Consider the following 25,434-nt stretch of genomic DNA (forward strand, 5'->3'; position numbering starts at 1 on the left):
TCTTTGCGTCATGCCAACCTGGCTCCACGATTGTCCTGGAGATATAACGCTTGAGACGCTCAACGGTTGTCATGATTTTAGGAAATATCAATAGCTACCATGGTGCTGCGCTGTCCGCACTCAGTCCATCGAGAGTGAGCCAAACCGTGGGAGCTGAATTCAAGCCGCTCGGTGCGCATTCGGTGAGTTCGCAGCTACAGAAGCCCTGGCTAACTCGGCAAGTCTCTCAACCGAAAATTCTTCGTTGAGAACTGCAACCCTAACCAGCGCTAGATAGTGGGCTCCCTTGTCCGTCCATCGCATTTGCTGCTTCTTCGCCATGCGGTGGCTGACCACCAGGTTCACCGCGGACTCGGCAATGCTGCTGCTGATTGGTTGCCCCTTGTGATAGCGCATGCCATAGTTCACGAGCGCACCGGCGTTGTTCTCGATGTAAAAAAACAGACGGCGCAGGTTCCAGTACAACGTCGAATACTCATAGCCGTCGTTCACCATGAGCGTGGCATCCAATGTTTTGATACGGAATACTGATTGCTGGCCCCTTCCATGCCAAACCAGCCACTTGGCGTGATCGATCGCTGTCTCTACTGCAATTCGGTCGTCGGGCTCGATCGTTTTGTTTCCGAACACCGAACTCCTGGCAGCCTTGAACTTCATCGCTATGTGAAACCAGTCCAGGATCCTTGCTCTGGCGAGCTGGCTGCCGTCCACAGCCTTGCCAAATTCGCCGGCGTCATCGCTAATCACGGTTACTCGCTCGTCTTGACCCACGCCACTTTCAAAGAGGAATTGGTCTAGCCGTGCGGGCGCCGATGGCACCATCTTATGCACATACGCAAAGAGACGCGGGGTGTGATCAGCGAGAGTTGCTCGGCCCGCGACGACGTTGACATGTCGATCCTGAGTCAACTTCTGCGCCCAGGGCGATTTCAGCTCGGCAAGGTCGCGCGCCGCTTTGCGGCTCCTGGGGCTGCTGCTAAAGCGCAACCACGCCGAGTCAACGCTCACGCAACCCACGGTGGTCGATTCTCGAACCTGCACTGTGCTCTCCACTTTTGGTCCAGACGCGATATCGCGCTCAATCTGCGCGTCCAGCGCGCTACCAACGGTAAGGATCCGACGACGGATGCTACCGAAGGAGATCCCTTTGTCCAGCGGGAGGACCTCCCGAAGCAACTCTGTGGCTTGACGGTAGGGTAGATGGGCGGCCCACCTGGCCTGCAGGTACTCCAATTCCGGCGTCACACGTTGACGTACAGCCTTGCACAGCGGACTCACAGAGCGGCGCGGTTGCCCCGGCTTTGCCGCGCAGCTACACGTCCACGGCCTCGGGCTCGGCACTTTGACCTTGCCAAACACGGTTCGCAGCGCGATCGACCGGGCGTCCTTGTGCGCCAGCATCGAGCCACAACGGTGGCAAGCCAATTGGCTCTCCATCCACCCGGCAGTCTGCTCTGACACCAGTAACGATTGAACCTCGGCGAGCAAGGCGCGGCCTTCGGCAAGTGTGAGTCCCAGGTCGGCGACGCTCCGGTCCTTTCGTTCCACAACAGCAACGGTCGTCGCTTCAGTCTCACTCGTTTTCCCACCCTCCAGGCGGGCCTCGATGATCAGTCGCATAGCAACTCCGATCGGTTGGCAACGTCGCCAGCGTAGCTGATACAGCGAGCGTGCCGGGCGGGCTCGCTGGGCCCTCTTCGTTAGAAACCTCGCAGATTCCACGCGCCGCATCCCATCGGGTAAGGCGCCGTCGCGCCGTCTATGACGGCGATCAAGTCGACGGAAATGGCCTCCCACGGTTTGGTTCACTCTCGGCTTCGATAAACGCTGACATTGGCCATTCTCTTTGTCGCGCAACGCCGCGCCGTAGGTGCCAAGAATCAACATTTGAACGATCGTGCTTTTTCTGCGCTTATCAGATGTACGTCGACGCGACAGGTATGGCCAGCCGCCAACCGTCGGTTATCGGGTCAGGAAGCCGTTCACGGTCAGCCGCAGTGGTTCGTCGGGCCGCGCAAGTAACTTTCTTTGGGCGACCGCGACAATGCGATTGCGACCGTTTTCAAACGTCCGGAGTGTGCGCGTTGCGTCCGCGTCGCGCGATAGCCAGAAGTATTCTTCGAGTGCGTCACGAGCAACCGCGCCTTCGATCTCGCGTCCGCGAATCGACAGCATGAAAATCACAGCGCGTCCGTCCGGCGAGACGGCGGCCACGCGATCAAGAACTTCCATGAAGCACCTCGACGATATTATTGGCGGCCTTTGTATTTGTACTGCGCCGCGCAGCAATAATTTACCAGAAGTTGAAAGCAGGACGATCGTCATTGACACAACGATTCAACCTCACGAGGTATCCGCTATTAATCGCCACGTAACGTACCTGCTCAATAATTTTTGCGGGCGGCCACGTTCAACATACCTCCTTATGGTGAGCTTTTCCGGGAGTCAACGTGAGCCACGGACAGAGGACAAGTTTAACTAAATAGATAACGAAAAATCGATCACTTTAATTAGGTCAAAGCGTTGCGTCAGGGTAGCTGTCGAACCGCAACCCTCTTGGTCGGTCAGATACATGTGCCTGCAATGGGTAGCACGCCACGGCGTGGACGCGTGCCTTTCCCGCAAGTTCTGCCGGACCGACTCCCTTGTTCCCGCAGAAATATGTCAGCCACAGTGGCCCAGTTGTCCATCGATCCGGCAAAGAAAACAACGTATATCGGCGCCAGCCGGTCTGCAACGTCCGAAGATTTTTCTTGAAAAGATAGCCAGGTGGCTCATCCTCACCGAAATCATGGGCCGACAACAGCGTACATCCACTGGTCTGGTATGGCGCGAAGGCTTCTGGCTGACGGGGACCGGTGCTCAGAAATACACGCGTGTAGCCAGCAAACACCCTACTCGGTTGCACTTCCGACATGGGGCCTCCAAACGATCGCCATGACTACGAACGCCCGACTGAGCGATTTTTCACGGTGAGAACTCGAGGCACCTAGCTCCTAGGTGATGCCCGTCCCGCAAGACGGTCACGCTAGCGCACGACATTTCGTCGCCTCTGTGACGGCAGGACGGCTGCTTTAGCGCGGAGCACCCGTCGTCTTTTTCGAGGGCGTTTTCCGCTTCATTTGCTCACGCAGTTGCACTACATCGGGCACCTCGGCGCCCAACAGTGTGTAGACGTAACTGATGTGCTCCTGCGCGAAATGGTCGTCGAGCGGACCGTTTCCAACCAGCAGGCGCATGTAGACCGGCGCATACAGAACCTCGCTCAACGTCTCGATGTTCGGCGGCACGCGAATGCTGGTTGAACTGCGCCACTCTTCGAGCATTTCCCTGACAAGCGCCCTGCGCCCATAGTGAAAACGCTCGCGGAATTCGCGCAGCACGGCTGGATCGGCCTGACCTTCAGCAATGATCTGTGCGACGATCCTGCCGGACCAGCCGGCGTATTCGTGGATCAGCGAAATCAGATGCGCCGCAATGGCGTCGCCAGGCGGCAAATTGTGCGGCATGGGCGTTTTGACGACATGGTGTTCGATGAATGCATCGATCACGACGAGGGCTTTCGAATTCCACCAGCGGTAGATCGTCGCCTTGCCGACACCCGCCTCCTTGGCGATGGCTTCGATCGAGATCGACTGAACCGTGCGGGTTTCGAGCAGACGAACCGTCGCCGCAAGAATCTGCGCACGGGTTTCCTCGCTGCGCGGTCGGCCGACGCCTCTTGTGGTGGAAGCCGCTGTAACGGAAAGCTGGGCGTTTGTCTTCATTGGCATAGCGGAAAGTCGGCGGCAGTATGGCCGCGATACGTCGCGTCGCCGGGAACACCCGGGCGAACGCGTTGCCGTGAGCGCGAAACGCGCAGCACGGAATTATAAGACACATCGTATCCTAATTGCCGGCGAATTCGAAGAATGCCAATCCGCGCGGTTCCCGCCAGAATGACAACGACTGCCAACGCGGTCCAAAGCCGTCAAAGCCCGCCGAGCGCGACATACTTGATTTCAAGGTAGTCGTCGACGCCATACTTCGAGCCTTCCCGGCCCAGACCGGAGGTTTTTACCCCGCCGAACGGCGCCACCTCCGTCGAGATCAACCCCTCATTGACACCAACCATACCGAACTCGAGTTGATCGACAACACGGAAGATTCGCCCTACATCACGCGCGAACACATAGGCGGCCAGTCCGAACGGCGTGTCGTTGGCTAGCGCGATTGCCTCCTCTTCCTTGTCAAAGCGAAACAGCGGCGCGACCGGTCCGAAGGTTTCCTCGCTGAAGATCAGGGCGTCGCGAGACACATCGGCCAATACCGTCGGTTCAAAAAAGCAGCCGCCGAGTGCATGGCGTTTTCCGCCGGCAAGCACACGGGCACCCTTGGACAGGGCGTCCGAAATATGCTCTTCGACCTTGCAGACGGCGTCCTCGTTGATGAGAGGCCCCTGCACCACGCCTTCGCGCATGCCGTTGCCTACCTCGAGGGCGGCCGCGGCTTCGGCCAGCTTCTTCGCGAAGACGTCATAGATGCCTGACTGCACCAGTATGCGATTCGCCGCGACGCAAGCCTGCCCGGCATTGCGGTACTTCGCGGCGAGCGCGCCTTTTACGGCTGCGTCCACGTCGGCATCGTCGAAGACAATGAATGGCGCATTACCGCCCAGCTCCATACTCGTCTTCTTGATGGTCGGCGCGCATTGCGCCAGCAGTTGCGCCCCGACTTCGGTAGATCCAGTGAACGAAAGCTTGCGCACTACCGTGCTGGAAGTCAGCTCACCGCCAATGGCGCGAGCCGAGCCGGTGACGACGTTGCATACCCCCGGCGGCAGACCGGCGCGCTCGGCGAGCACGGCCAATGCCAGCGCGGACAGCGGCGTCTGGCTCGCCGGCTTGATGACCCCGGCGCAACCGACGGCCCACCCCGGGCCGGCCTTGCGGGTGATCATCGCGGATGGAAGATTCCACAGTGTGATCGCCGCGAAAACACCGATCGGCTCCTTCTGCACGAGGATGCGCCGGCCATCGACGCTACGGGGAATGAGGTCCCCGTAGACCCGCTTCGCTTCCTCCGAGAACCATTCGATGAATCCGGCTGCATACAGGATTTCGCCACGCGATTCAACGAGCGGCTTGCCCTGCTCCGCGGTCATGATCATAGCGAGGTCGTCAATGTTTGCCAGCATCAGGTCGTAGAGGGTGCGCAGCACCTTGGCGCGCTCCTTCGGCAACGCCTTGCGCCAGACCTGCATCGCGCGTCCGGCTGCAGCGATTGCGCGGCGGGTCTCGTTCGCGCCGCCATTGGGCACGCGTGCGAGCAGTTCGCCGGTGGCCGGATTGCGCACCTCCAGCGTCTCGCCGCTGTCGGCGGGCACCCATTCGCCGTCGATCAGCATCGCCTGCCGCAGCAGGCCCGGGTCCTTCAGGGCAAGCGTGATCAGTTCATTCATGACGGTCGGCTCTCACACAGGATGACGGCCGACGAAGAATGCCTCGTCGGGATCGCTTGCCGGATTGAGGCCCGCTGCTTCGAGGCCCTTGCGCAAGACGGTCATGTCGCGCTGGTACACGCGCTGCGTCGGATGCGGCATGGGGCCGCCGTTATAGCCCTGCAGCCATGCCTGGTACTTCCACAACATCCGGTTGAGCAGACCGTTGGCCGCGATCGGCAGGCTGGCGAAGGCCTTGCGTGCCGGGTCCATCTGGTACCAGAGCTGCGTGGCCTCGTTGTATTCGCCGGCGCGGATCAGCTTGTGGATTCGTGGCAAAAGCGGGCCGTAGTAGGCCGAATAGTTGGTGCCGCAGAACGGGATGTCCATCACCTGCGCAAGCGGTACGTATTCGTATTCCAGCGGAGACGAAATGACGACTTCCTCGTGGAATTCGCGATGCACCTCGATTGCCGACATGATGTAGGGCATGCCGCCCTCGGCCTTGATCGCGACCACGTTAGGTATCTCATCCACCATGCGGCGCAGCACCGGCAGCGGAATGTCGGCGGGATGCAGGCGGGAAAAGCCCCAGGCCGGCAGCGGGAACACCATCACGCCGAGATTCGTCGACGCGCAGATCACCTTCGTGTACTCGAACACTTCGTCGTAGGACTTCGGATAGAAGTACGGGGGATAGCCGAGCAGCACGAGGTCGGCGCCACCCGCCTCGGCCAGCTTGATCGCCTCGATGTTGTCTTCCAGCGTATTGAAGACCGCGTGATGAACGATGATGAGGCGGCCCGCAGCCTGGTCGGCCATGATGCCGCAGAACTCGCCGTACTGCGCCTGCGTGATGGCCACTTCCGAGCATGAGAGAGAGCCGACGAAGCCGTGCCTGATCGACAGTTCGACGTCGTGCCGGACTGCTTTTTCGTTGATGCGCCTGAAGTCCGACGTCATGGTCGGAATGGTCACGTTGGCGACGCCAACGAGGTTCTCACGTGCCCATTCACGGGCTTCCTTTCTGCTGTAGCGGGCCATGCTGTGCTCCTTTCGTCTGCGTTGCTATTGAATGTCGCGTGCGTTGGCGCACGGTTAGCGCTTGGTTTCGAATTCGATCGGCAGCGTCGTCGTGAGGCCTGCCGCGATTGCCTTGTCGAGGATGAGCTCCGCCACCACGATGTCCTGCAGGCCGCCGCCCACCGACTTGTACATTCTGGTTCTGGCGCTGTTCAGGCGCTCGTCGATTTTTCCGCTCATCAGATCCGCCAGGCTGAATGACTTGTCCCTGAACGCGACGCCAGCTTCATGGGCTGCGAGCATGTCGCCGGTTTCTTCCAGCACTTCCTCGAGCATGTCGCACACGATGATGTCGCTGCGAGCGACGACCGAGACATCGATCTCGCGCTGCTCGGGAATGGTCGAACCGATCGATACGACGGTCGCGCCGGACTTGAGCCTGTCGCCGAAAAGAATCGGCTGCTCGCCCCGGGAGCGGGCTGCGGCAAGCACGAGATCGGCCCCTTCCGCCGCTTCCTGCGCCGAGGCGACACCGCGGGCGGGCACGCCGAGATCGCGTGTCACGGCTTCGGCAAACGCGGCGCGCCGCTCGGGTGTCGGGCTGAAGACGACAACCTCGGTCAGATCCCGCACGCTGGCGATAGCGCGTGTATGCATCGTGGCCTCCAGGCCGCTGCCGAGCACGGCAAGGCGTGCCGCCCCTCCCGGTGCCAGCCGGTCGAGTGCGGCGGCCGAGGTGGCTGCTGTCCGGAAGCCGGTCACGAGGTTGCCGTCGACAAACGCGGCGATGCGGCTGGTTTCCTGGTCGAACAGCACGATCACGTATTCCACGCCGGGCACGGCGGAGCCCATCGCCATGCCCATGATCTTGGCGCCGTAGTAGCGGCCGCCCACCGGCACGGCCGGCAGCGTACGCAGCCAGGTCCTGCCGGCGACAGCCACGGTACGCGGCGGCGTGGACCTGGGAGGAATCGGACGGGCATAGGCCGACTGCAGGGCGCGTATGGCATCCGTCCAGTCAAAGACGGCCCTGGCGGCCTCGCCGGAGACAAACACGGGAGAAAACGAGGTGGTGGTCATGAGCAAAAGTAAAGAGTGAATTGAAGGGGGATGGCTGCGGGCAAGAGGCATTAATGCGTTTCTGCGCAATCCGATGCACGCCCTGGATCAGGGTTGGCAATTCAGCTCGGTCGCAATCGTCAGATGGGACTTCGTTACGACACCGATGGCGAACATCACTTGCTGGTGGACGCCATCCGCGCGCATAACCCAGGCAAGGCAGAGCATGTGCGCTCGGCGCCGGTCAAGCTGTCCGGTTTGCGCCGAGCCGGAGCGCGGCGGCGGCAGGATGGTTGTGGGTCCGCATTGAACGACGCGACTTCCCGGCGGCCCCGGTCTCGGGGCCGCCGATCATGAAGCCGTACAGCACGCGCTGCGCTCAGAACGGCTGAGCGAGCACGCCATATCCTTCGAACAACAGATCGACGGCGCGCTGTCCGCCTCCATGCGGATCCTGCTCCGCCTGGCAGATAGCCAGTGAGATGTCGAACACACGCTTCACCCGTTCGCCGCGACGCTGACCGTATGCCACGAGTGCATCGTCGATACTCGCCCGCTGACCCAGTTCTTCGGTGAGCACGACGGCGTCCTCGATCGCCATGCCGCCGCCGGAAGTTAGCTGCGGCGTGACCGAATGAGCGGCATCTCCCACCAGTACGACTCGCCCCCGATGCCACGGTTGCGGCATGAACAGAATGTCGAACGGACGGTAACTGATGTAGCGCGTGCCATCGCAACGGCCGATGACCGCGCGAAGGTCTGGAGCCGAGAACCCCTCCAGACGCTCCCTGAACATCTCGCTCAACCTCTCTCGCGGCATATGCGCATGGACTTTCGCATTCTCGAGGAAGAAGTAGTAGCAAAGCGTGTCCGACAACGGAAGCCCGCCCACCGCACGACCGTCCCGGTGCTTGTACAGCACCAGCCCATCAAACCCCGCGGGACGCTCAACAGTAAAACGCCACGCCCCTTGTCCGGCATAGGTCGGATGATGCTCAGTGCCGAATACCCTGGAACGCGTCTTCGAATACGTTCCGTCGGCTGCGACCAGCAGATCGCAGCGCCCTGTTTCGCCCGTCGACAGCCGGTATGACACACCGTTGCCGTCCTGCTCGACGTCCTCGACGGAGGTCCGATAGTCGACCCGCGCACCGCTCGCCAGTGCATGCCCTTCGAGCACCTCAGCCAGCTTCGGCCGCATGATGCCAATCGCGCCGGGCGCGTCATCCCTGAACGTGCGCGGAGGACGCCGCTCGCTCACGATCTCGCCTGCATCGTTACGCACGCTGACCGTGTCCCATCCGGATCCCGCCGCCATGCAACTATCGGCGAGCCCCACGCGATCCAGTGCACGAAGCGCGTTGCCGAGCAGGGAAATGCCGGTTCCCTGTTGATCGGATCGGTGGCTGCTCTCCACAACCCTCACATCCGCACCGGCCCGCGCGAGCCCGTGGGCGAGCGTCATGCCGCTGATCCCTCCACCTACGATAAGCACCTTGTGCTGCGAAGCCATGACTGTGTCTCCTTGAAATTATTGTAGTGATGCCGGCTCACATGAAGGGAGCGCGCTCCTCGGGCCACCACAAGCCAGACTGCGGCTGTCCCATGCGGTTGCGCAGGATGCCAATGCCGCCCACTTCGAGCTCTACCACATCGCCTGGCTGCAGCCTGCGGTCGAGTTCGAGCGCGGAGCCCCCGCCCATCGTGCCCGAGCCGATGACGTCGCCCGGCTCGAGGACTTCGCCGAGGCTGACCCATGCGATCAGTTCGTCCACGCTCCACAGCTTGTTCGCGCTCGTGCCTTTGCCCCAGGTCTCGCCGTTCACACGGACCTCCATCGGAATGGCGTCGAGATCGGCAAATTCGTCGATCGTCGTGATCCACGGACCCACCCCATAGGCGAAATCCTTGCACTTGGTCGGCCCCATCTGGATCGGCATTTCGATCGACTGGCGGTCGCGTCCACTGAAGTCGTTGAACACAGTAATACCGAAGAGGTAAGGACGCGCCTGTTCGGGTCTCAGATTGCCGCCGCGCCGGCCGACGATGTAGCCGAGCTCGAGCTCGTAGTCCATATGCCCGATGTAACCCGGCCACGGCACCTCCGCATCATGTCCGATGACCGTGTGTGGCGTGCCCTTGAAGTAGCCAGGAACTTTCAGCAGGCTCTCATGCGGCTTGTGCCCGATCTTCTCGTGAAAACCCTTGATGTGTCCGATGAAAGTCAATCCGTCACGGACAACGGAAGGGTCGGTTGCGGGCAGCCACTTCACCTCTGCGATTGGAATCGACGCCTCATCGGGGCGCTCCCTGTCCGCGCGACGGGCCGTGTCGAGGAATCGCTCGCCCAGACCAATCGCCGCCGACATGCTGCCGGGAAAGAGCGCCTCCGAGAACCGGCGCGCCGCTTGCCCCGTCGCGCCCTGCTTTTCCAGCGCCAGCACCGACGCGCGCTTCAGATCGACGACGCGCCCCTCTTCAGGCAATACCAGTACCAGGCGGGCAACGTCCCCGTCCGGACCATTCACAGCGATGCGACCCAGCTTCATTGTTCGGCTCCAGTTTCCAGGCTGCGGCGACGAAACCGGCCTCCCAGTCTCACCGCACGCACCTTCGTTAGTGATCGGCTCATAATATATACGATACGCAACGTATCGTAAGCGAGGGTTTTTCCTCATGCCGAAAAGTGCCATGGAAACCTTGAGCCCTCTTGCGTGATCAGGAGCCTGGGGAATATTATGATCCGCACCGTATCGTATTAATCGATATCGCATTCATTTTTTCAACAGGACGCTTAAAGTGAGAATTCTTGGACCTGACACACTCGTTTTCGGCGTTGAAGACGTCGAAAGCTGCGCGACTTTCCTCGCCGACTACGGACTGACTCCAAAAGGCGATGGGGCATTCGAGGCGCTTGACGGGACCGGCGTCATCATTCGCCACAAGGACGACCCGTCGCTCCCGAATTGGACGCTGCCGACCGCCAACCAGCTGCGCAAGACGATTTACGGTGTGGAAGATCGGGCCGCGCTTGATGAAATCGCGCACGAGCTGGGCAAGGACCGGGAAGTCAAATTTCTGGTGGATGGCTCGATTGAAGCTACCGACGACGCAGGATTCGTCCTCGGATTTCAGGTATCCGTGCGTCAGGCGCCAACGCTTGCCGCCGAGCAGGTCAATGCGCCGGGCGACGCGCGCCGCGGCCTGAACGTCGCGGGTTCGCCGGCCAACTGCGACGAACCGCCGCCGCTTCCCCGGACGCTTTCGCACGTCGTCTACTTTGTGCCCGACACAGACAAGGCCGAAGCCTTCTATGTGAACCGGCTGGGGTTCCGGGTCAACGATCGCTTCACCGGAATGGGCCCGTTTCTGCGCCCGCAGGGCACCCTCGATCACCACACGCTGTTCCTCATCAAGACCCCGCCGGTCATGCAGGGTTGCGATCACTTCACCTTCCACATGGGCGGCCCGTCGGACGTGCTGCGTGCCGGATACGCGTTCGCGGCGAAAGGCTACGAATCGTTCTGGGGGCCGGGGCGTCACCGGTTCGGGTCGAACTGGTTCTGGTATTTCAATAGCCCGATGGGCTGCCATATCGAATACGACGCGGACATGGATCAGCTCGATGACGCCTGGGTTCCGCGTGTCGCCCCCGCCATTGCCGAGAACTCACAGGAATTTCTCTTCCAGTGGCGCGAGACATGGGCGCCGGGAGGTCCGCCCCCGAAACAGTCCTGAGCGCAGATCGCCATGCCAGACGCTGACTGCTCCCGATGGGTCCGCCTGTGCGAGTTGAACGCGCTTTCGCCTACTGGCGCACGCGGATTCGACCTGCAGGGACGCGGCGTCGACGACCTCTTCGTCGTACGCAGAGGGGAGCTCCTGCGTGCCTATACCAATTCGTGTCCGCATTGGCCCGGGGCATCCCTGCCCTGGAAAAAGCATGCGTATCTCGACCACGGCGAGAACTATATTGTTTGCCACGGCCACGGCGCGAAGTTCACGCCTGAAGACGGCCTGTGCATATCGGGACCCTGCGCAGGCCAGTATCTCGAGGCCGTCTCGCTGAGGATTGAAGAAGGCAGGTACGTGAGCGCGCTTTTCCCGATGCCGCGTTGACGGGAACACCAGCGATTCCCCCGAGGAGTCGGCCACACAAACCAGATTGCACGCAAACGGAAACCGGTTTCCAGATAAAAAACTTCGTACTACAAATCAAAACCCATATAAATACAGGAGACAATGAAATGAAGCGATACAGACTTTACGGGGCCATGTGCGTCGTGGCCAGCTTGGCCCAGAGCCCGGCTTTCGCCCTCGAAAACGGGACGAGCAGCTATCCGTCCGGGATCATGACCGTCATGAGCGGACTGCTTGGCGGACCGGGAACGTACATCTACAGCTACAACAGATTCGAGGACATGACCTCACTGCGCGACGGTGGCGGCAACAGCAGCCCTGCCGGCGCTAACGGCGGCCTGCAGGCTCATGCACTCCGGACGGTCCATGTCTTTGAAACCCCAACCATTTTCGGCGGCAACATAGCCGTTCAGGCAGCCGTTCCCTACGTCGACGGCACGCTGCATCTTCCGTCGTTTGGCATCTCGGGCGGTGGACGGGGATTCGGCGACCCGCTGTTTGGCGTACTCGTTGGCTGGCAGTCGCCGCACTATTTCCAGACTGTCGAAGTCGATATCGTTGCTCCCTGGGGTTCATACGACAAGACCCGCCTTTTCAATCCGGGAAATAACGTCACGAGTCTCTATCTTGCCTACGCCTTTACATGGATGCCGCTCCAGCAGCTCGAGCTCAGCTCCAAGATCAACCTGAACTACAGCAGCGTCAATGCGGCGACCCGCTACCAGTCGGGCGTACAGCTTACCGCGGACTACGGTGTCAATTACCACATCAACCAGAACTGGCTCGTGGGCGTTGGCGGATATGTGAATACCCAACTCAACGACGACAGGATCAATGGACAGTCTGCGTTCGGCGACGGACATCGGACCAACGAGTTGACCATGGGACCGCAGGTCGGCTATGGATCGCAGAAATGGGGGGCTGTGCTTCACTGGCAGCATCAGATCTATGCGCGCAATGCTGCCTACGGCAATACGCTGTGGCTTAATGCCTACGTGAAATTCTAGGGGCGAGGATCCGGGCGTTGCCGTTGCATCGCCCGGCACCCGCGTCGGATCAAGGCGTCGGTGCCGAATTGCCACTGCCGGCCTATTCCCGGACTCGTGGCATTGGCAGCGCGCGTCCTACCCTCAACAGATGCGCAAGGACGAGCGCAAGGACAAGCAGTCCCAGCCCGCAGACAACGAACAGGACGCGTACTGAAACGTGACTGACCGACCAGGCGCCCATGGCGATGCCAAACGATTGCCCCAGAAAGAGCACGCACGAAAACAGCGAAACGGCCGTGCCTCTTGCCTGCGGCGCCATCTGCGCGGCATGATTCTGCAAGACGTTGTGAAGCGCGTAAAAGCCAAATCCGGCCAGTGCACAGGCCGGAACAGATAGCCACCAGACAGGCGAGGCCGCAAGTGTGACAAGCGCTATGGCGAGCAACAGTCCACCCCCTTCCGCGAGGCGCGTATCCCTCAAACGTCGTATTACGCGCTTCGCGTTCAGACTGAAGATCAGCCCGCCGATCCCGTACGTGGCGGCAATCAGTCCCGCCCTGGACCAGGGCAATGCAAACGACGCGTTGAGGTAGGTGGGCATGAACGCCAATGCGCAGTAGGCAAAGGTGCCCTCAACGAAAGTCAGCAGCAGGACAAGGCGAACCCACCTTGCGCCGAGAATATCGATCGTCTGGTGCACGAATGTGAGACGCTTCGTCGAGGTGTCTCGCGAAATGCGCAGCGATACGCTTGTCGCCGTCACCCAGCCGAGCACGAACACGGCACCAACCGACAGGAAGGGTGTTCGCCAGCTCAGGGACGAAGCCAGGGCGCCGCCGCCCCATTGCCCCGCCATCATGCCAAGCACGGTAGCGCCAAGCAGACGCGCCAGCGCTTCCTGCCGCTCGCCGTCCGGGCAGTGATCGCCGATCCACGCCATCGTCAATGGAACAATGCCCGCGGCAGCCGCGCCCGAAAAAAGCCGGGCGGCAAGCAGTTCGTCCAGACTTCCAGCAAGACATGCTGCAAAATTGCCAAGCGCGCAGGCAAACGCCGCGAACGCGATCACGCGTATTTTACCGAGCCGGTCGCCGAGCGGCCCGGAGCACAGCTGAAAGACTCCGTAAGCGAGCGCAAACAACGATATGGTCTGCGAAGCGTGGTCGGCGGGAACCGCAAACTCCCCGGCAAGAGCAGGCAGCATCGAATCGCACAGACGCATCGATGCCATGCTACCAAAGCAGCAGATATAAAGCGCCCATTGCGCGCCGCGGTCAATGGCGTGAGCCGTGCACAACCGCACCCATGTCATCAAGTCGTGACCTCACAGGCTCGCAGGATGGCGACGTGTGAAATCAGGCGCGCACATCGAACACCGCAAACGGGGCTGTGGCAGTGGCAACGCGCCGTGTTCCCGTCGCATCGTGCAGATCGGCTTCCACGAACGACACGCGTCCGCCCAGACGTTTGACGCGGGCATCGGCGACGAAGTCTCCGACATATCCCGGCTCGATCATATTGACCGTGAGACTGATGGTTGCGCACGTGCGGCCGGGCGGAAGCTGCGCGAGCAAGGCGAGCGCCATCGCCAGATCGAGCATCGATGCAAGCGTGCCGCCCGATACCACGCCATTGCCCTGGACTGAGTACTCCGGCGCGGTGAAGCGGATGGACAGCGCTTCACCGCTGCCCACCAGCAACGTGGCGCCAAGCGAGACCAACACGGGATTCATATCGAGCGGGACGTCCCGCGCCTGCGTCGACAGAAGATCGTGAAGAAAGGCGCGATCGGGATTGTCGCGACGTGCCGTCGCCTCGGTCACGTCAGCCATCCTGTTGCGCGACGCAGATCTGTCGTTGGCGGCCCAGCCCTTCGATCCCGGCTTCCATCACATCGCCGTCGCGCAGGAAACGGTTGTAGTGCGTGCCGTTGCCAGCCGGCGAACCGGTACAGATCACGTCGCCGGGCAGCAGCCGCGAATAGCGGGAAATATATTCGATCTGCCGCTCGATACCGAACAGCATGTCAGCGGTCGTCTCGTCCTGCATGACCTGGCCCGACACCGTGAGCCGCATCTGCAGACGATGCGGGTCGGGAACGAATGCCTTGGGCACCAGATACGGCCCGAGTGGCAGAAACCCTGGCTGCCCCTTCGAGCGCAGCCAGTCGGTGCCCAGCATCCTGTAGTCGGTGCGCGGGATGAGATCGCGCGCGGAGATGTCGTTGGCGATGGTGTAACCCGCCACATGGTCCAGCGCCTGTTCGCGGGGAATCTGGTAGCCGCCGCGCCCGATGACGACGGCCAGCTCCAGCTCCCAGTCCGGCTTCACCGTCGTGACCGGCAGCACCAGCGGATCGAACGCCCCGGAGACAGCGGAGACCGGCTTCGTGAATGCGTACGGCTCGCCGCTTGCAAGCCGTTCATCCATCATGGCCTCTGCCCAGCGCCGCAGCCCCGCTTCGTCGAGTCCGTCGGGACCGACCTTCGCATCCACCGTCAAATCGACCACGTGCTTGCGGTAGTTCGCGCCCGTGCAAAAAATCTGGCGCGGCAGATCGACGGCCGGGTGGGTATGCAAATCGGACAGCGCATACCATCCGCCCTCTTTTCCCGGGACCTGCGCGGCGAGGCGACCCAATGCGGGCTCGCTCGTCGACCAGGTCTCGAGAAGCGCGAGCACGCTGGGCGCGTTCGCCAGATCGCGTTCGCCATGACGCGCTGCCAGTTCGGCAAGCGAAGCCACGCGATCATTCACGACGAAGCCGACAAACCGGGCACCGTCCCCCACCGAAAACGTTCCGAGCGCGTATTGCTTCACTGCTGTCCTCCCGTGTATTGCTCCATCATTGAATCGTCGACGATGGTCGAATAGTCATTGTCCGCACCCGCGAGACCGAGCGAGCGGCGATGCGCGATGAGCAGCGCGACGCCCGCTGTCGTCGGACGCAGCGAATCAGGGTTCTGCGCGATCATCGCATCCGCAACGGCGCCCGGAAAGCCGGCTGCCAGCACCGCCTGTCTCGCAACTTCCGCATTCCCGCTCACGCGCCGGCGGGCACGCTCCAGCGCTCGCAGCCACGCCGCGACCCCGGTGTTCGCCTCGCCGCCCTGGCGCACGACGATGCCCTGCCCGGGAAAGTCAGCGTATATGTCCTGCACGCTGGCGATGTAAGCGAGCCCCGCCGCTTGCGCCATCGAATCGAATGGCGGCCCTAACAGGGTTGCGTCGCCCTGTCCCGCCACGAGCGCGTCGAAGCGCTCCTTGACGCCGCCCGCGGGCGTCAGGCGGACCGAGTCCGATTCGATACCCGCATCGCGCAGCATGGCCCTGAGCGCAACCACGAAGCCGTTATCCGGCGCATCGACCAGCAGGTTCGCGCCACGCAGATCCTGCAGGTTGCGCAGTTGCGGCCGCGCGACCACCGTCAACGGCGTGGTTCGCTCGATCTGCGCGACGACGCGAAAGTCCCGCGGACCCGCGCGGCGGTTCCAGCCGATCACGTTATCCATCGACGTCACGACGGCGTCCACGTCCCCGGCCACGAGCGCATCAAACTGCTGATCGGACGAGCGGTTGCGTTCGGCCCCGATAGCGGTTGCCTGCGCGTCCTGACTCGCGACAAGGGCAAGCAGCGGCGGCACGAACCACATCACGCGAATTTTCTGTGTCTCCATGAATCCCGACCGTTGTAATTGAATGCCGCCATTACAAAACGGACCGTTCATATTTGTCAAGCGCGAACAGGGCCAAAAAATGCCGAAAAATATCTCATCCTTTTCCCTATTGACAGGAAACTTGGACTCATTAACGATACGATACGACTCGTTAATGGAGAGAACATGGAGACGCTGGTAAAGAATCACGGGGTGCAGCAGGCAGACGCAGACGGCTATCGCGCGGTCCGGCGGATCGTCACGGGCATCAATGCACAGGGCAAGTCCTGCTTTGTCTCAGACGGACCCACACCGAACCGGACGAACCGGCCGGGGTTGCCGCTCGCGCAGGTGGTCTGGGCGACGGGCGAAGCGCGCGCGCCGGGCGACGATCCGGCGCCGGCCGGTCAGGCGTTCGCCTTCCATTCGAAAGGCGGCTCGCTGCTGCGCATCGTCGATTTTCCGCCTGACAGGAACTACGACGAAGCTCAACTCAAGCAGTTCCTCGACGACAGCGGCGTGCGCGACAAATCCGGCGCGCGGCATTTCTGGTTCCACAAAACGGAGTCGCTGGACTACGCAATCGTGCTCGAAGGCGAAATCTGGGCGCTGCTTGACGAAGGCGAAACACTCATGCGCCCCGGCGACGTCCTGATCCAGCGCGCGACCAGTCACAGCTGGGCGAACCGCTCGGACAAGCCGTGCCGGATGGCGTTCGTGCTGCTCGATCTCGTCGAAGGAGAGCCGCTATGAGCAAGGCGATCATCACCTGCGCGGTGACGGGTGGCGCTCATACGCCCTCCATGTCGCGGTTTCTGCCGGTCACGCCGGAGCAGATCGCAGCCGAATCCATCGCGGCTGCCGAGGCCGGCGCGTCGATCATTCACCTGCACGCCCGCAATCCCGAGGACGGCCGCCCCTCCGGCGACCCCGAAATCTTCCGGCGCTTCGTCACGGCCATCAAGTCCTCGACGAATGCCGTCATCAATATTTCGACGGGCGGCGGCGGTCCGAACATGCCCATCGAGGAACGCACGGCGGCAGGCCGCGCGCTCAAGCCCGAAATGTGCTCGCTCAACATGGGCTCGCTCAACCTCGTGCTGTCGGAGATGGCCGAACGCGAGCGCGAATGGCGTCACGACTGGGAAGTGCCTTTTCTGAAGGGCACGCGCGGGCTGATCTTCCGCAATACCTACGACGACATCGCGTGGATTCTCGAGCATGTCGGACAGGCCGGCGGCACGCGCTTCGAATTCGAGTGCTACGACGTCGGCCACCTGTACACGCTGCAGTACTTCCTTGAGAAGGGTCTCGTGAAGCCGCCGCTTTTCGTGCAGACAGTGTTCGGCCTGCGCGGCGCGATGGGCGCCCACGCCGAGGACCTGCTCCATCAGAAGCGCACGGCTGACCGGCTGTTCGGCAACGACTACCATTGGTCCGTGCTGGCAGCCGGCAAGCATCAGATGCCTGTCGCGACGATGGCGAGCCTGATGGGCGGCAACGTACGGGTCGGCCTCGAAGACAGCCTGTATATCGGCCGCGGCGAGCTTGCGCAAAGCAACGCCGATCAGGTCCGCAAGATTCGCCGGATTCTCGACGAACTGGGCATCGAGATCGCCTCGCCGGACGAAGCGAGACGGATGCTCGATCTGAAGGGCCACGACGAGGTTGCTTTCTAGTAGTACCGGACATGAATTTCTTCCGGGTCGCTGGCGCGGGACCGGCAGAAAAGCCGGCAGTGATCCCGGACCCGGTGTTCGATGTCCGTTGTTCTGTTTGCAGACGATGACACGTTTCCTGGCGCGCTGCGCCAGGAGCAGCCAATACAAGAACGTTGGAGACGACATGACTCATCTTTCCCCCGAAGCCGGGCCGGCCCGCATAGCCGGCGCGCGGCACGGCTGGCTCCTGATGGCCAGCTGCTGGCTCTCCTCGACCGGTGCGGTGCTGATTGCCCCTGTGCTTCCGCAGATGCGGCACGACTATGCGGGCGTGCCGAATGTGGACGTGCTGACCCTGATCGTGCTGGTCATTCCCGCGCTGATGATCGCGCTGTTCAGCCCACTGGTCGGATCGCTGGTCGACGCGTTCGGACGCAAGCGACTTTATCTGGTCGCGGTCGCGATCTACGCGGTCGCCGGCGTCCTGCCGTTCTGGCTGAAAAACCTCTACGCGATCGCCGCCTCACGCGCGGTGATCGGTCTCGCCGAAGCGGCCATTGTCACGATCGCCACCGCGCTCGTCGCCAATTATTTTTCCGGTGTGCGCCGACAGAAATGGCTGACGATGCAGCACGCGTCAGCCTCCGTCGTGGCTGCCTTGATGTTCGCAGTGGGTGGAGGGCTCGGCAGCCTCGCGGCGGGCTGGCGAACGCCGTTCCTGGTCTACGGTTGCGCGATCCTGTTCCTTCCGTTCATCGCGGTGATGATCTGGGAACCCGAGCAAACGCATGCTGAGCATGCACCCGTGCAGAAGTTGCCCTTTCCCTGGCGCGAGGTCGGCCCCCTGTGCCTGTTGATCCTTTTCGCGTCCGTCATGTTCTTCGTCGTGCCGGTGCAGATCAGCTTTCTGCTTGCCGCGCGCGGCGTGACGGCACCGGCGATTCTTGGTTTCGGCGGCGCCATCGCCAATGCCGGCATTCCGGTGGGTTCGTTCGTTTTTCACCGGCTCGCGCGATGGCCTATCAACCGGCTTCTGGTCGTCGCATTCGGACTGCTTGCCTCAGGCTTCTTTGTCATCGCATCGTGCACAGGCGTGAACGCGACAGTTGCGGGTGCCTTTCTCGCCGCAGCGGGCGCGGGCATGGCGCTTCCGCTACTCGGCACCTGGACACTCGCGCGCGTGCCGTTCGCGCAAAGCGGTCGCGCGACCGGCGGCTATATGGGATCGTTCTTCCTCGGTAATTTCCTGAGTCCGCTCGTCGTCGAATCGGTTGGCAGGTTTGCCGGTGGACTTATCCAGACGGTCGCATGGATGGCATTGGTATGCGCAGGCATGGCTGTCGGCGTCCTGATCCTGACGCTTGCGAAGCGTGGGCCCCGCGAATCGGTGCACGCGGCACAAGCAAAAGGTGTTTCACCGGGTTGATGCCCTCACTCGTCCGCAGCGAGAAACACAGCCGCTCACTTTCCTCCACATCGCCCCAACGCAGCGACTGAGCGGGGGCCATTGCCCGTTCCTTCCGGGGGAAAGAGCACGGCAGTATGCGCAGGAGCGATTCAGCGGCTCGTTCCGGCGCGTGATCGAGCTTTCGCAACGGGCCGATCCCGATAATGTGCAGGCACGTTACGTCGCTCGCTGTCTGCTGGTTTCGGTCGGGAGAACTCGAAGCGTCGCGGCGACTCAGGTCCGAGCGTTGCTGGGACCATTGCATCTTCTCCTGAAATAAGGACCTCTGATGTTACATGCGCTCTATTCCCGGAGTTGCGCCGACGCCCTGCTGATTGTGGCTGTCGTCGCCCTCTGTGCCGGCTGCAAGCCAGCCGACAAAGCCGGCGGTGCCGCTAATGCGGATTCGGCGGCCAGTAGCTCGCCCGCCGCGGCGAGCCACTGATTCCCCCGCGTTACGGCATCTTGTCTGCGAAAAACCACCATGTTTAATATGCGCGCCCTGAGCGTTTTCCACCACCACCCCGGAGGGAGATTCTGCTCCGCGAATGCAGGCCTATCACATCGAGTCGCCAGCGTCGGATAGGATGCTCCTCGGCGACTTCAAGCGTCTCCAAAGAACTCGATCCGGCGCGCACGATCAGCGACATTGTCGCGATGATGGTGCGCACGACGGTCCGGATTCGACAATGCACCGCTCGGCATTCGCCTCGGCGCCGCGATGAACCCATTTGCAACAGAGCCCGTAAATCACATCCCGACGTGTCCGGTTTCAAGCCGCGCCGAGCCACTGCTCGATGACCGGACCGCGTTCGCCTAACACCGGATCGCTCGGAGGAAACGGCAGCGACTCCATTGCCGCGAGTTCCGCCGGCTTGAGCCTATCGCGCCGAATGTCCCATTGCTGGCCGGCAGGATACGCGCCCACCACGCGCAAATTACCGGCGAAAGCCTGCAAACAATGCCCGGTTCCGGCAGGCAGCAGCAACGCGTCGCCCGCATGCACGGTGATCACCTTGCCGCCCGGGCCGCCGACGATGACGTCGGCCGTGCCCGACGCAATGCCCAGCACTTCGTGCGCGGTCGAATGGAAATGATGGTAGTCAAAGATACCGTCGCGCCATTGCGGTGGCCATTGGTTGTGATTGAAAAGCGCTTCGAATTCGGTGGCCAGCTCGGCGCGGCTGCCCGGTAATGCCGATCGATATATCGCCACCGCAAGTTTGCGGTTGTTCGGCACCCAGTCGCGCGGTCCCAGTGTGAACGCCTCGTAATGTCCCGGTTCTCTCGTCTGCTCATGTCGCATATCGGCCCCGCTCCCGCAATTGTGGATCCGCCAAGCATCGTCCCGCATCAAGACGCGCAGAAAACATTACATCTCTCCGCGCATCACTTACAACGCTGCCACGCTGCGGGCACAAGCTTGTCAACGTTTCTCGTTGCATCGCTCTCGTAGGAGACGATGCGTCGGCCGCGCCACGAATGCAGGCTCCGGCGCCCTGGTTTTCGATCACTGTGCGCAGCATGGCGCGTGCCGCGAGTGCACCCATGGATGGCCGGCGCCGACGCGGGTGGCCGCCCAGATTGCGCCATGCCTTGCGGACGAAGCTATTACGGGAGCGAGAACACCGTTGCGTGAGGCATACGCCTTGCGGCGTTCGTAGGCGAGTCGTCATCGGCTCGCTAAACATAAATCTCAATTCTGGAGGACTCGCGATGAAAACCTCGACGAAGAAACTGGTTGTTTCAGCGCTGTTGACGGTCTTTGCTGGCGGCGCATATGCACAGGCAGGCGGCACGGGAGCGGGCGGCGGCGGGCCTGCGGGTACTGGCGGCGGCACCGGTGTAGGAGCCGGAGGCGGAACAACGGGAGCGAATGGCACTGTGGCTCGACCGGGCAACTCGCCGTCACAGAACACGGGCGGCTACGGTAGCCCGGGAGGCACGGCCACCGGCGGCGGACAAGGTACCGGTACGGGTGCATCACCTAATATAACGACGCCGAACGGCACGAATCCGAACTACCCGGACGGCACGAAAAGTACGAATGGCGTGAATCAGCCAATGCCGGACACGCTGCAGAAAGGCAAGTAACGATGAGGGCTGCAGAATGCTTTTACGGCGGCGGCGTTGCGTGCAAGGCCGCCGCCGATTCCAGCACGCGCAACAGACGCTCGGGGGTCAGGGGTTTCGCGCAATGCGCGTCGAAGCCCACGGCGCGGGCCCGGGCACGGTCGTCGCGCGACGCGAAAGCGGTGCATGCAATCAGTAACATATGCGCCGTCGACGGATGCGTGCGCAAACGCCGAGCCAGTTCAAAGCCGTCGAGCCCGGGCATTTTGATGTCGAGGACCACCGCGAAAGGTTGCCACTCGCAGGCCGTCTCGCATACGAGATGCGGATTTTCGAGCGCCCGGCATTCGAATCCATCGGCATTCAGCAGCAATTGCAGCGCGTCCGCCGCTTCCCGGTAGTCGTCCACGACCAGCACCCGGCGGTGCGATGCCATCGCATACTGAATCGGTCGCCAGACGACGACGTCTTCGCTGTCGGCAAATCGATTATCGGGCGTCACCATTTTCTCCTTTATCTCCTTTAGCTCCTACGTGCGCCTCATACCGGCATTGGTGCAAGCCCGCAGGATTCGCTGACGAGGGCCATCACCCACGATCGTCGATAAAGCCCTTCAGCATCGCGAGCGTATCCGCGTCGTCGATATGTTTGTCCGTGCGCCAGCGCAGCATGCGCGGGAAGCGCACCGCGACGCCGGACTTATGACGCGGACTCGACTGTATGCCTTCGAAGCCGATTTCGAAAACGAGCGTCGGTGTCACGCTTCGCACCGGTCCGAATTTCTCGATCGTCGTCTTGCGCACGATGGCGTCAACCTGGCGCATTTCCTCATCGGTAAGACCGGAATACGCTTTGGCGAAGGGCACGAGCGTGCGGACACCGTTCGCTTCATCCCAAACTGCGAATGTGAAATCGGTGTACAGACTCGCGCGACGGCCGTGTCCGCGTTGCGCATAAATCAGTACGGCGTCCACCGCATACGGATCGATTTTCCATTTCCACCACGTGCCGGAAGCCTTGGTTCGGCCGACGCCGTACATCGACCCGCGCTCCTTTAGCATCAGCCCTTCGACGCCGCGCGCGCGGCTCTCGTCACGCAATGCTGCGAGCGCGCGCCAATCGGCCCCGAGCACAAGCGGCGACACGCGCAATAGATCACGCGCCAACGAACTGTCGAGCGATGCAGCCAGTGCGTCGAGACGTGCACGTCGCTCGACCAGCTGGCTCATGCGCAGATCGCCGCCATGTGCTTCGAGCAGGTCGTAAGCAAGCAGCGTGGCAGGCGAATCGGCGAGAATTTTTTTCGTCAGCGTCTTGCGTGCGATGCGCGGTTGCAAACGCGCGAACGGCAACGGCGCAAGCGCGCCCGGTTCCCACGCGAGAATTTCGCCGTCAATCACGAAGCCATCGGGCAAGGCCTCACCCAAAGCGGCGACTTCGGGAAAGCGACTCGTGATCAGATCCTCGCCGCGCGACCATAACCACACACGTCCGCCGCGTTTGACGAGTTGCGCGCGAATGCCGTCCCACTTCCATTCGATCAGCCAGTGCGACGGATCGCCGAGCGTCTCGGGATCGGCCTGCAACGGATGCGCGAGAAAGAACGGATACGGCAACCCCAGTTCGCTGTCGTGCCGCGCGGACGAAAACGGCTCATCGTCGGATACCCCTTGCGGCGCGATCAGACGCAGATAGCGCGCCGCGTCCGGTTTCTGTTGCGAGTCGGTCCAACCAACCATGCGTTGCGCGATCCGCTTATGATCGACGCCCGCGACTTCGGCCAGCGCACGCACCACCAGTTGCCGCGCGACGCCCACGCGAAAGCCGCCGCCAATCAGCTTCGTCAGCAGGAAGCGGCCGCTCCAGTCGAGTTCGTCCCAATAGCTGAAAAGTCGCGCGCGCAACTCTTCGGGCGCAAGGCCGCGCAAGCTCAACACGCGTTGCTCGATCCATTGCGTGAGGCCGAGTTCGGAGCGGCGTTGCGCGGGCGGCAGAATGTGCGCGATTGTCTCGGCGAGGTCACCGACCGCCTGATACGACTCCTCGAATAGCCATGTGGGAAGCCCGGCGCGTTCGCGGGCGAACTCGGCGAGCAGACGCGTCGGCACCGATTGACGCGGCTTGCCGCCAGCAAGAAAGTACGACGCCCACGCAGCATCCTCAGGCGCGGCCACAGCGAAGTAGCTGGTGAGCGCTTCGAGCTTGTCGTGCGTCGAGGTGGACGCGTCGAGCGCAGTGTAGAGAGCGGCGAAGTGCTTCATGAACGGCCCGGGGCGGCGTCGGATTCCTGTGCGCCGGGATCGCCGGCGCCGGCTTGATTGCGCTCGAGTCCATCAGCCGCACTTTGCGATGCGGGTTCGTCGCCACCCGCCGCATCGGCTTCCACCGTATCGTCGCCGTATTGCGTGGCGAATGCGCCCGCCTCTAAACCTTGCTCGCGCAGCCAGCGCACCATCGGTTCGACCGAGCCATGCGTGACGATCACGCGTGTCGCTCCCGTCGCGTGAATCGCGGTTTGCAGACCAGGCCAATCCGCGTGATCGGACAGCACGAAGCCACGATCGACGCCGCGTCGGCGGCGCGCGCCGCGCAAACGCATCCAGCCGGACGCGAATGCGTCGCTATAGTCGCCGAAACGTTTGAGCCACGGACTGCCTTGAGCGAACGGCGGCGCGACGATCAACGCCCGGCTGAACACCGCCTTGTCTTTCGGCGCGATTTCGCTGACGAGCCGCACGGGCGGCAAAAGCACGCCCGCTTCGCGATATGCGCGATTGAGCGGTTCGACCGCGCCATGACAGAAGACCGGCCCGATGCCCGTATCGACACTCGCCAGCACGCGCTGCGCCTTGCCGAACGAATAGCAGAACAATACCGACGCGCGTCCTTCGGCGGCGTTATGGCGCCACCATGAATCGATGCCGTCGAAGATCACTTGCGGCGTATCCCATTGGTAGATCGGTAAGCCGAAGGTCGACTCGGTAATGAATGTGTCGCAACGCACCACTTCGAACGCGTCGCAGGTCGGATCGGGATCGAGCTTGTAATCACCCGATGCGACCCACACCCGCCCGCGATGCTCGATGCGCAATTGCGACGATCCCAGTACATGACCGGCCGGATGTAGCGACACGGCAACGCCGCCGACTTCGAGCCGTTCGCCGTACGCGAGCGTCTGCAGGCTGATGCCGGGTAAGCGGGACAGCAGCACGCTCTTGCAAGCATGCGAAGCGAGATAATGCCCGTGCCCGAATCGCGCGTGATCGGAATGCGCATGGGTGATGACGGCACGCTCGACCGGCAGCCAGGGATCGATATAGAAATCACCGGCCGGGCAATACAATCCCTCAGGCCGCGCGATCACGAGGTCGTCACTATCGTCGCCGCGGTTGACCCGATGCGACTGGTCAGGCTCGATCTTCGACAGACCGCCGAGCGATCCTCCCACCCCCACAACGTCACTCAAGGGCATGACTCACCCCACTGTCGTTCACAACGTATCGGGTCACATGACGCGGCTGGCGCCGGTCTGCTTTCGTTATCTGCTTTCGTTATATTCGACCCGCACACCGGCCGGCAGCCACGGCTCCATGTGACAACAGCAAAGCTCGTAGGTCGGCTCATAAGGGCCAACCCGGTCGAAGGCGCCGAGCGGAAGATCCAGTTCGTCGCTATCGAGGTACTCCATGAACGCAACCGATCCGCACGTCGGGCAAAAATACCTTCGCGCCCCTGGCGAACTCTGCCACGCCTGCGTGGCGCCGGAAAATTCCACAACGCTCCGCTCGAACACTGCGTAACCGCCGAACACATTCCCATGTATTCGCCGACATGTCATGCAATGGCATATGGAGACTCGCCTGGGTTGCGCACTTACCCGGAATCGCACCGAACCGCACGCGCATCCACCAGTTTGTTCGCCAGGCTCGCTCGGTGTCATCACCACGCCCTCCTTCGCGGACTCCCT

24 protein-coding genes and 1 pseudogene are annotated in these 25,434 nt (G+C 62.1%); 8 read left to right on the forward strand and 17 right to left on the reverse strand.

Features of this window, described 5'->3' with window-relative positions; genetic code table 11:
• Nucleotides 1–159: 159 nt before the first annotated feature.
• From BM438_RS41590 to BM438_RS41625, 8 genes are all read right to left on the reverse strand, one after another.
• The gene (locus BM438_RS41590; protein ID WP_093646818.1) at nt 160–1,620 is read right to left on the reverse strand and encodes an ISKra4 family transposase; all 1,461 of its coding nucleotides are present in this window, start codon (nt 1,618–1,620) and stop codon (nt 160–162) included.
• A gap of 342 nt (nt 1,621–1,962) precedes the next feature.
• A complete protein-coding gene (locus BM438_RS41595; RefSeq protein ID WP_093646820.1) occupies nt 1,963–2,232 on the reverse strand; it encodes a DUF1488 family protein in 270 nt (89 codons plus the stop codon).
• Between the two features lie 842 nt (nt 2,233–3,074).
• The gene (locus BM438_RS41600; protein ID WP_093646823.1) at nt 3,075–3,767 is read right to left on the reverse strand and encodes a TetR/AcrR family transcriptional regulator; all 693 of its coding nucleotides are present in this window, start codon (nt 3,765–3,767) and stop codon (nt 3,075–3,077) included.
• 203 nt (nt 3,768–3,970) lie between these two features.
• The gene (locus BM438_RS41605; RefSeq protein WP_093646825.1) at nt 3,971–5,440 is read right to left on the reverse strand and encodes an NAD-dependent succinate-semialdehyde dehydrogenase; all 1,470 of its coding nucleotides are present in this window, start codon (nt 5,438–5,440) and stop codon (nt 3,971–3,973) included.
• 12 nt (nt 5,441–5,452) lie between these two features.
• The gene (locus tag BM438_RS41610) at nt 5,453–6,463 is read right to left on the reverse strand and encodes a dihydrodipicolinate synthase family protein (protein ID WP_093646827.1); all 1,011 of its coding nucleotides are present in this window, start codon (nt 6,461–6,463) and stop codon (nt 5,453–5,455) included.
• Nucleotides 6,464–6,517: 54 nt separating this feature from the next.
• On the reverse strand, nt 6,518–7,522 hold the full coding sequence (locus BM438_RS41615; RefSeq protein ID WP_093646830.1) for an ornithine cyclodeaminase family protein: 1,005 nt from the start codon (nt 7,520–7,522) through the stop codon (nt 6,518–6,520).
• Between the two features lie 358 nt (nt 7,523–7,880).
• Complete coding sequence (locus BM438_RS41620) at nt 7,881–9,014, reverse strand: FAD-dependent monooxygenase (RefSeq protein WP_093646832.1); 1,134 nt, start codon at nt 9,012–9,014, stop codon at nt 7,881–7,883.
• Nucleotides 9,015–9,051: 37 nt separating this feature from the next.
• Nucleotides 9,052–10,050: a fumarylacetoacetate hydrolase family protein gene (locus BM438_RS41625; RefSeq protein WP_093646835.1), complete on the reverse strand. Its 999-nt coding sequence runs from the start codon at nt 10,048–10,050 to the stop codon at nt 9,052–9,054.
• Between the two features lie 250 nt (nt 10,051–10,300).
• Between BM438_RS41625 and BM438_RS41630 the strand changes: the two genes are divergently transcribed.
• The 3 genes from BM438_RS41630 to BM438_RS41640 all read left to right on the forward strand — a co-directional run bounded on the left by BM438_RS41630 (nt 10,301) and on the right by BM438_RS41640 (nt 12,648).
• Complete coding sequence (locus BM438_RS41630; RefSeq protein WP_093646837.1) at nt 10,301–11,239, forward strand: VOC family protein; 939 nt, start codon at nt 10,301–10,303, stop codon at nt 11,237–11,239.
• A gap of 12 nt (nt 11,240–11,251) precedes the next feature.
• Nucleotides 11,252–11,620 (forward strand): Rieske (2Fe-2S) protein, encoded by a 369-nt coding sequence (locus tag BM438_RS41635; RefSeq protein ID WP_093646839.1) that lies wholly within the window; start codon nt 11,252–11,254, stop codon nt 11,618–11,620.
• 128 nt (nt 11,621–11,748) lie between these two features.
• A complete protein-coding gene (locus BM438_RS41640; RefSeq protein ID WP_093646841.1) occupies nt 11,749–12,648 on the forward strand; it encodes a SphA family protein in 900 nt (299 codons plus the stop codon).
• 82 nt (nt 12,649–12,730) lie between these two features.
• Here the strand turns inward: BM438_RS41640 and BM438_RS41645 are convergent, their stop codons facing one another.
• Genes BM438_RS41645 through BM438_RS41660 form a run of 4 tightly spaced genes read right to left on the reverse strand, consistent with a single transcriptional unit; the run spans nt 12,731 to nt 16,307 of the window.
• Nucleotides 12,731–13,942 carry an MFS transporter gene (locus BM438_RS41645; RefSeq protein WP_093646844.1) on the reverse strand — a complete coding sequence of 404 codons (1,212 nt, stop codon included), beginning with the start codon at nt 13,940–13,942 and terminating at the stop codon, nt 12,731–12,733.
• Nucleotides 13,943–13,985: 43 nt separating this feature from the next.
• Nucleotides 13,986–14,462, reverse strand: a complete 477-nt coding sequence (locus BM438_RS41650; protein ID WP_093646846.1) for a PaaI family thioesterase — start codon at nt 14,460–14,462, stop codon at nt 13,986–13,988.
• Nucleotides 14,455–15,450 (reverse strand): fumarylacetoacetate hydrolase family protein, encoded by a 996-nt coding sequence (locus BM438_RS41655; RefSeq protein WP_093646849.1) that lies wholly within the window; start codon nt 15,448–15,450, stop codon nt 14,455–14,457. The genes BM438_RS41650 and BM438_RS41655 overlap by 8 nt, the downstream gene beginning before the upstream one ends.
• Nucleotides 15,447–16,307, reverse strand: coding sequence for an ABC transporter substrate-binding protein (locus BM438_RS41660; RefSeq protein WP_093646851.1), 861 nt, complete (start codon nt 16,305–16,307; stop codon nt 15,447–15,449). Before BM438_RS41660 ends, BM438_RS41655 begins: the two co-directional genes overlap by 4 nt.
• A gap of 165 nt (nt 16,308–16,472) precedes the next feature.
• Between BM438_RS41660 and BM438_RS41665 the strand changes: the two genes are divergently transcribed.
• From BM438_RS41665 to BM438_RS46530, 4 genes and pseudogenes are all read left to right on the forward strand, one after another.
• On the forward strand, nt 16,473–17,039 hold the full coding sequence (locus BM438_RS41665; protein ID WP_093646854.1) for a cupin domain-containing protein: 567 nt from the start codon (nt 16,473–16,475) through the stop codon (nt 17,037–17,039).
• On the forward strand, nt 17,036–17,965 hold the full coding sequence (gene kce / locus BM438_RS41670) for a 3,5-dioxohexanoate:acetyl-CoA acetone transferase (protein ID WP_093646856.1): 930 nt from the start codon (nt 17,036–17,038) through the stop codon (nt 17,963–17,965). Before BM438_RS41665 ends, kce begins: the two co-directional genes overlap by 4 nt.
• A gap of 166 nt (nt 17,966–18,131) precedes the next feature.
• Nucleotides 18,132–19,373: an MFS transporter gene (locus BM438_RS41675; protein WP_167378535.1), complete on the forward strand. Its 1,242-nt coding sequence runs from the start codon at nt 18,132–18,134 to the stop codon at nt 19,371–19,373.
• A gap of 100 nt (nt 19,374–19,473) precedes the next feature.
• Nucleotides 19,474–19,674: pseudogene (locus tag BM438_RS46530) on the forward strand (Hsp20/alpha crystallin family protein); the annotation flags it as partial.
• A 492-nt stretch (nt 19,675–20,166) separates the two neighbouring features.
• On the opposite strand, the gene BM438_RS41685 reads toward BM438_RS46530, so the two are convergent.
• Entirely contained in the window at nt 20,167–20,700 is a 534-nt protein-coding gene (locus BM438_RS41685; protein WP_093646861.1) for a cupin domain-containing protein, read from the reverse strand.
• Between the two features lie 410 nt (nt 20,701–21,110).
• On the opposite strand from BM438_RS41685, the gene BM438_RS45180 reads away from it, so the two are divergent.
• The gene (locus BM438_RS45180) at nt 21,111–21,488 is read left to right on the forward strand and encodes a hypothetical protein (RefSeq protein ID WP_143131851.1); all 378 of its coding nucleotides are present in this window, start codon (nt 21,111–21,113) and stop codon (nt 21,486–21,488) included.
• A gap of 22 nt (nt 21,489–21,510) precedes the next feature.
• On the opposite strand, the gene BM438_RS41700 is transcribed toward BM438_RS45180, so the two are convergent.
• From BM438_RS41700 to BM438_RS41715, 4 genes are all read right to left on the reverse strand, one after another.
• A complete protein-coding gene (locus BM438_RS41700) occupies nt 21,511–21,972 on the reverse strand; it encodes a response regulator (protein WP_093646865.1) in 462 nt (153 codons plus the stop codon).
• 82 nt (nt 21,973–22,054) lie between these two features.
• Nucleotides 22,055–23,728, reverse strand: coding sequence for an ATP-dependent DNA ligase (locus tag BM438_RS41705; RefSeq protein WP_093646867.1), 1,674 nt, complete (start codon nt 23,726–23,728; stop codon nt 22,055–22,057).
• A complete protein-coding gene (locus tag BM438_RS41710; RefSeq protein WP_244179584.1) occupies nt 23,725–24,939 on the reverse strand; it encodes a ligase-associated DNA damage response exonuclease in 1,215 nt (404 codons plus the stop codon). Before BM438_RS41710 ends, BM438_RS41705 begins: the two co-directional genes overlap by 4 nt.
• A 66-nt stretch (nt 24,940–25,005) precedes the next feature.
• Entirely contained in the window at nt 25,006–25,407 is a 402-nt protein-coding gene (locus tag BM438_RS41715; RefSeq protein WP_093646870.1) for a GFA family protein, read from the reverse strand.
• Between the last annotated feature and the right edge of the window lie 27 nt (nt 25,408–25,434).

The sequence above is a fragment of the Paraburkholderia aspalathi genome (genome assembly GCF_900116445.1).
In the GTDB taxonomy this organism is placed as follows: Bacteria; Pseudomonadota; Gammaproteobacteria; order Burkholderiales; family Burkholderiaceae; genus Paraburkholderia; species Paraburkholderia aspalathi.

Coding starts and splice junctions, on each gene's coding strand:
- BM438_RS41710 (WP_244179584.1), bottom strand. CDS start 24,939: ATGCCCTTGAGTGACGTTGTGGGGGTGGGAGGATCGCTCGGCGGTCTG.
- BM438_RS41600 (WP_093646823.1), bottom strand. CDS start 3,767: ATGAAGACAAACGCCCAGCTTTCCGTTACAGCGGCTTCCACCACAAGA.
- BM438_RS41625 (WP_093646835.1), bottom strand. CDS start 10,050: ATGAAGCTGGGTCGCATCGCTGTGAATGGTCCGGACGGGGACGTTGCC.
- BM438_RS41605 (WP_093646825.1), bottom strand. CDS start 5,440: ATGAATGAACTGATCACGCTTGCCCTGAAGGACCCGGGCCTGCTGCGG.
- BM438_RS41635 (WP_093646839.1), top strand. CDS start 11,252: ATGCCAGACGCTGACTGCTCCCGATGGGTCCGCCTGTGCGAGTTGAAC.
- BM438_RS41640 (WP_093646841.1), top strand. CDS start 11,749: ATGAAGCGATACAGACTTTACGGGGCCATGTGCGTCGTGGCCAGCTTG.
- BM438_RS41595 (WP_093646820.1), bottom strand. CDS start 2,232: ATGGAAGTTCTTGATCGCGTGGCCGCCGTCTCGCCGGACGGACGCGCT.
- BM438_RS41665 (WP_093646854.1), top strand. CDS start 16,473: ATGGAGACGCTGGTAAAGAATCACGGGGTGCAGCAGGCAGACGCAGAC.
- BM438_RS41675 (WP_167378535.1), top strand. CDS start 18,132: ATGACTCATCTTTCCCCCGAAGCCGGGCCGGCCCGCATAGCCGGCGCG.
- BM438_RS45180 (WP_143131851.1), top strand. CDS start 21,111: ATGAAAACCTCGACGAAGAAACTGGTTGTTTCAGCGCTGTTGACGGTC.
- BM438_RS41715 (WP_093646870.1), bottom strand. CDS start 25,407: ATGACACCGAGCGAGCCTGGCGAACAAACTGGTGGATGCGCGTGCGGT.
- BM438_RS41620 (WP_093646832.1), bottom strand. CDS start 9,014: ATGGCTTCGCAGCACAAGGTGCTTATCGTAGGTGGAGGGATCAGCGGC.
- BM438_RS41610 (WP_093646827.1), bottom strand. CDS start 6,463: ATGGCCCGCTACAGCAGAAAGGAAGCCCGTGAATGGGCACGTGAGAAC.
- BM438_RS41590 (WP_093646818.1), bottom strand. CDS start 1,620: ATGCGACTGATCATCGAGGCCCGCCTGGAGGGTGGGAAAACGAGTGAG.
- BM438_RS41660 (WP_093646851.1), bottom strand. CDS start 16,307: ATGGAGACACAGAAAATTCGCGTGATGTGGTTCGTGCCGCCGCTGCTT.
- BM438_RS41615 (WP_093646830.1), bottom strand. CDS start 7,522: ATGACCACCACCTCGTTTTCTCCCGTGTTTGTCTCCGGCGAGGCCGCC.
- BM438_RS41645 (WP_093646844.1), bottom strand. CDS start 13,942: ATGACATGGGTGCGGTTGTGCACGGCTCACGCCATTGACCGCGGCGCG.
- BM438_RS41685 (WP_093646861.1), bottom strand. CDS start 20,700: ATGCGACATGAGCAGACGAGAGAACCGGGACATTACGAGGCGTTCACA.
- BM438_RS41705 (WP_093646867.1), bottom strand. CDS start 23,728: ATGAAGCACTTCGCCGCTCTCTACACTGCGCTCGACGCGTCCACCTCG.
- kce (WP_093646856.1), top strand. CDS start 17,036: ATGAGCAAGGCGATCATCACCTGCGCGGTGACGGGTGGCGCTCATACG.
- BM438_RS41650 (WP_093646846.1), bottom strand. CDS start 14,462: ATGGCTGACGTGACCGAGGCGACGGCACGTCGCGACAATCCCGATCGC.
- BM438_RS41700 (WP_093646865.1), bottom strand. CDS start 21,972: ATGGTGACGCCCGATAATCGATTTGCCGACAGCGAAGACGTCGTCGTC.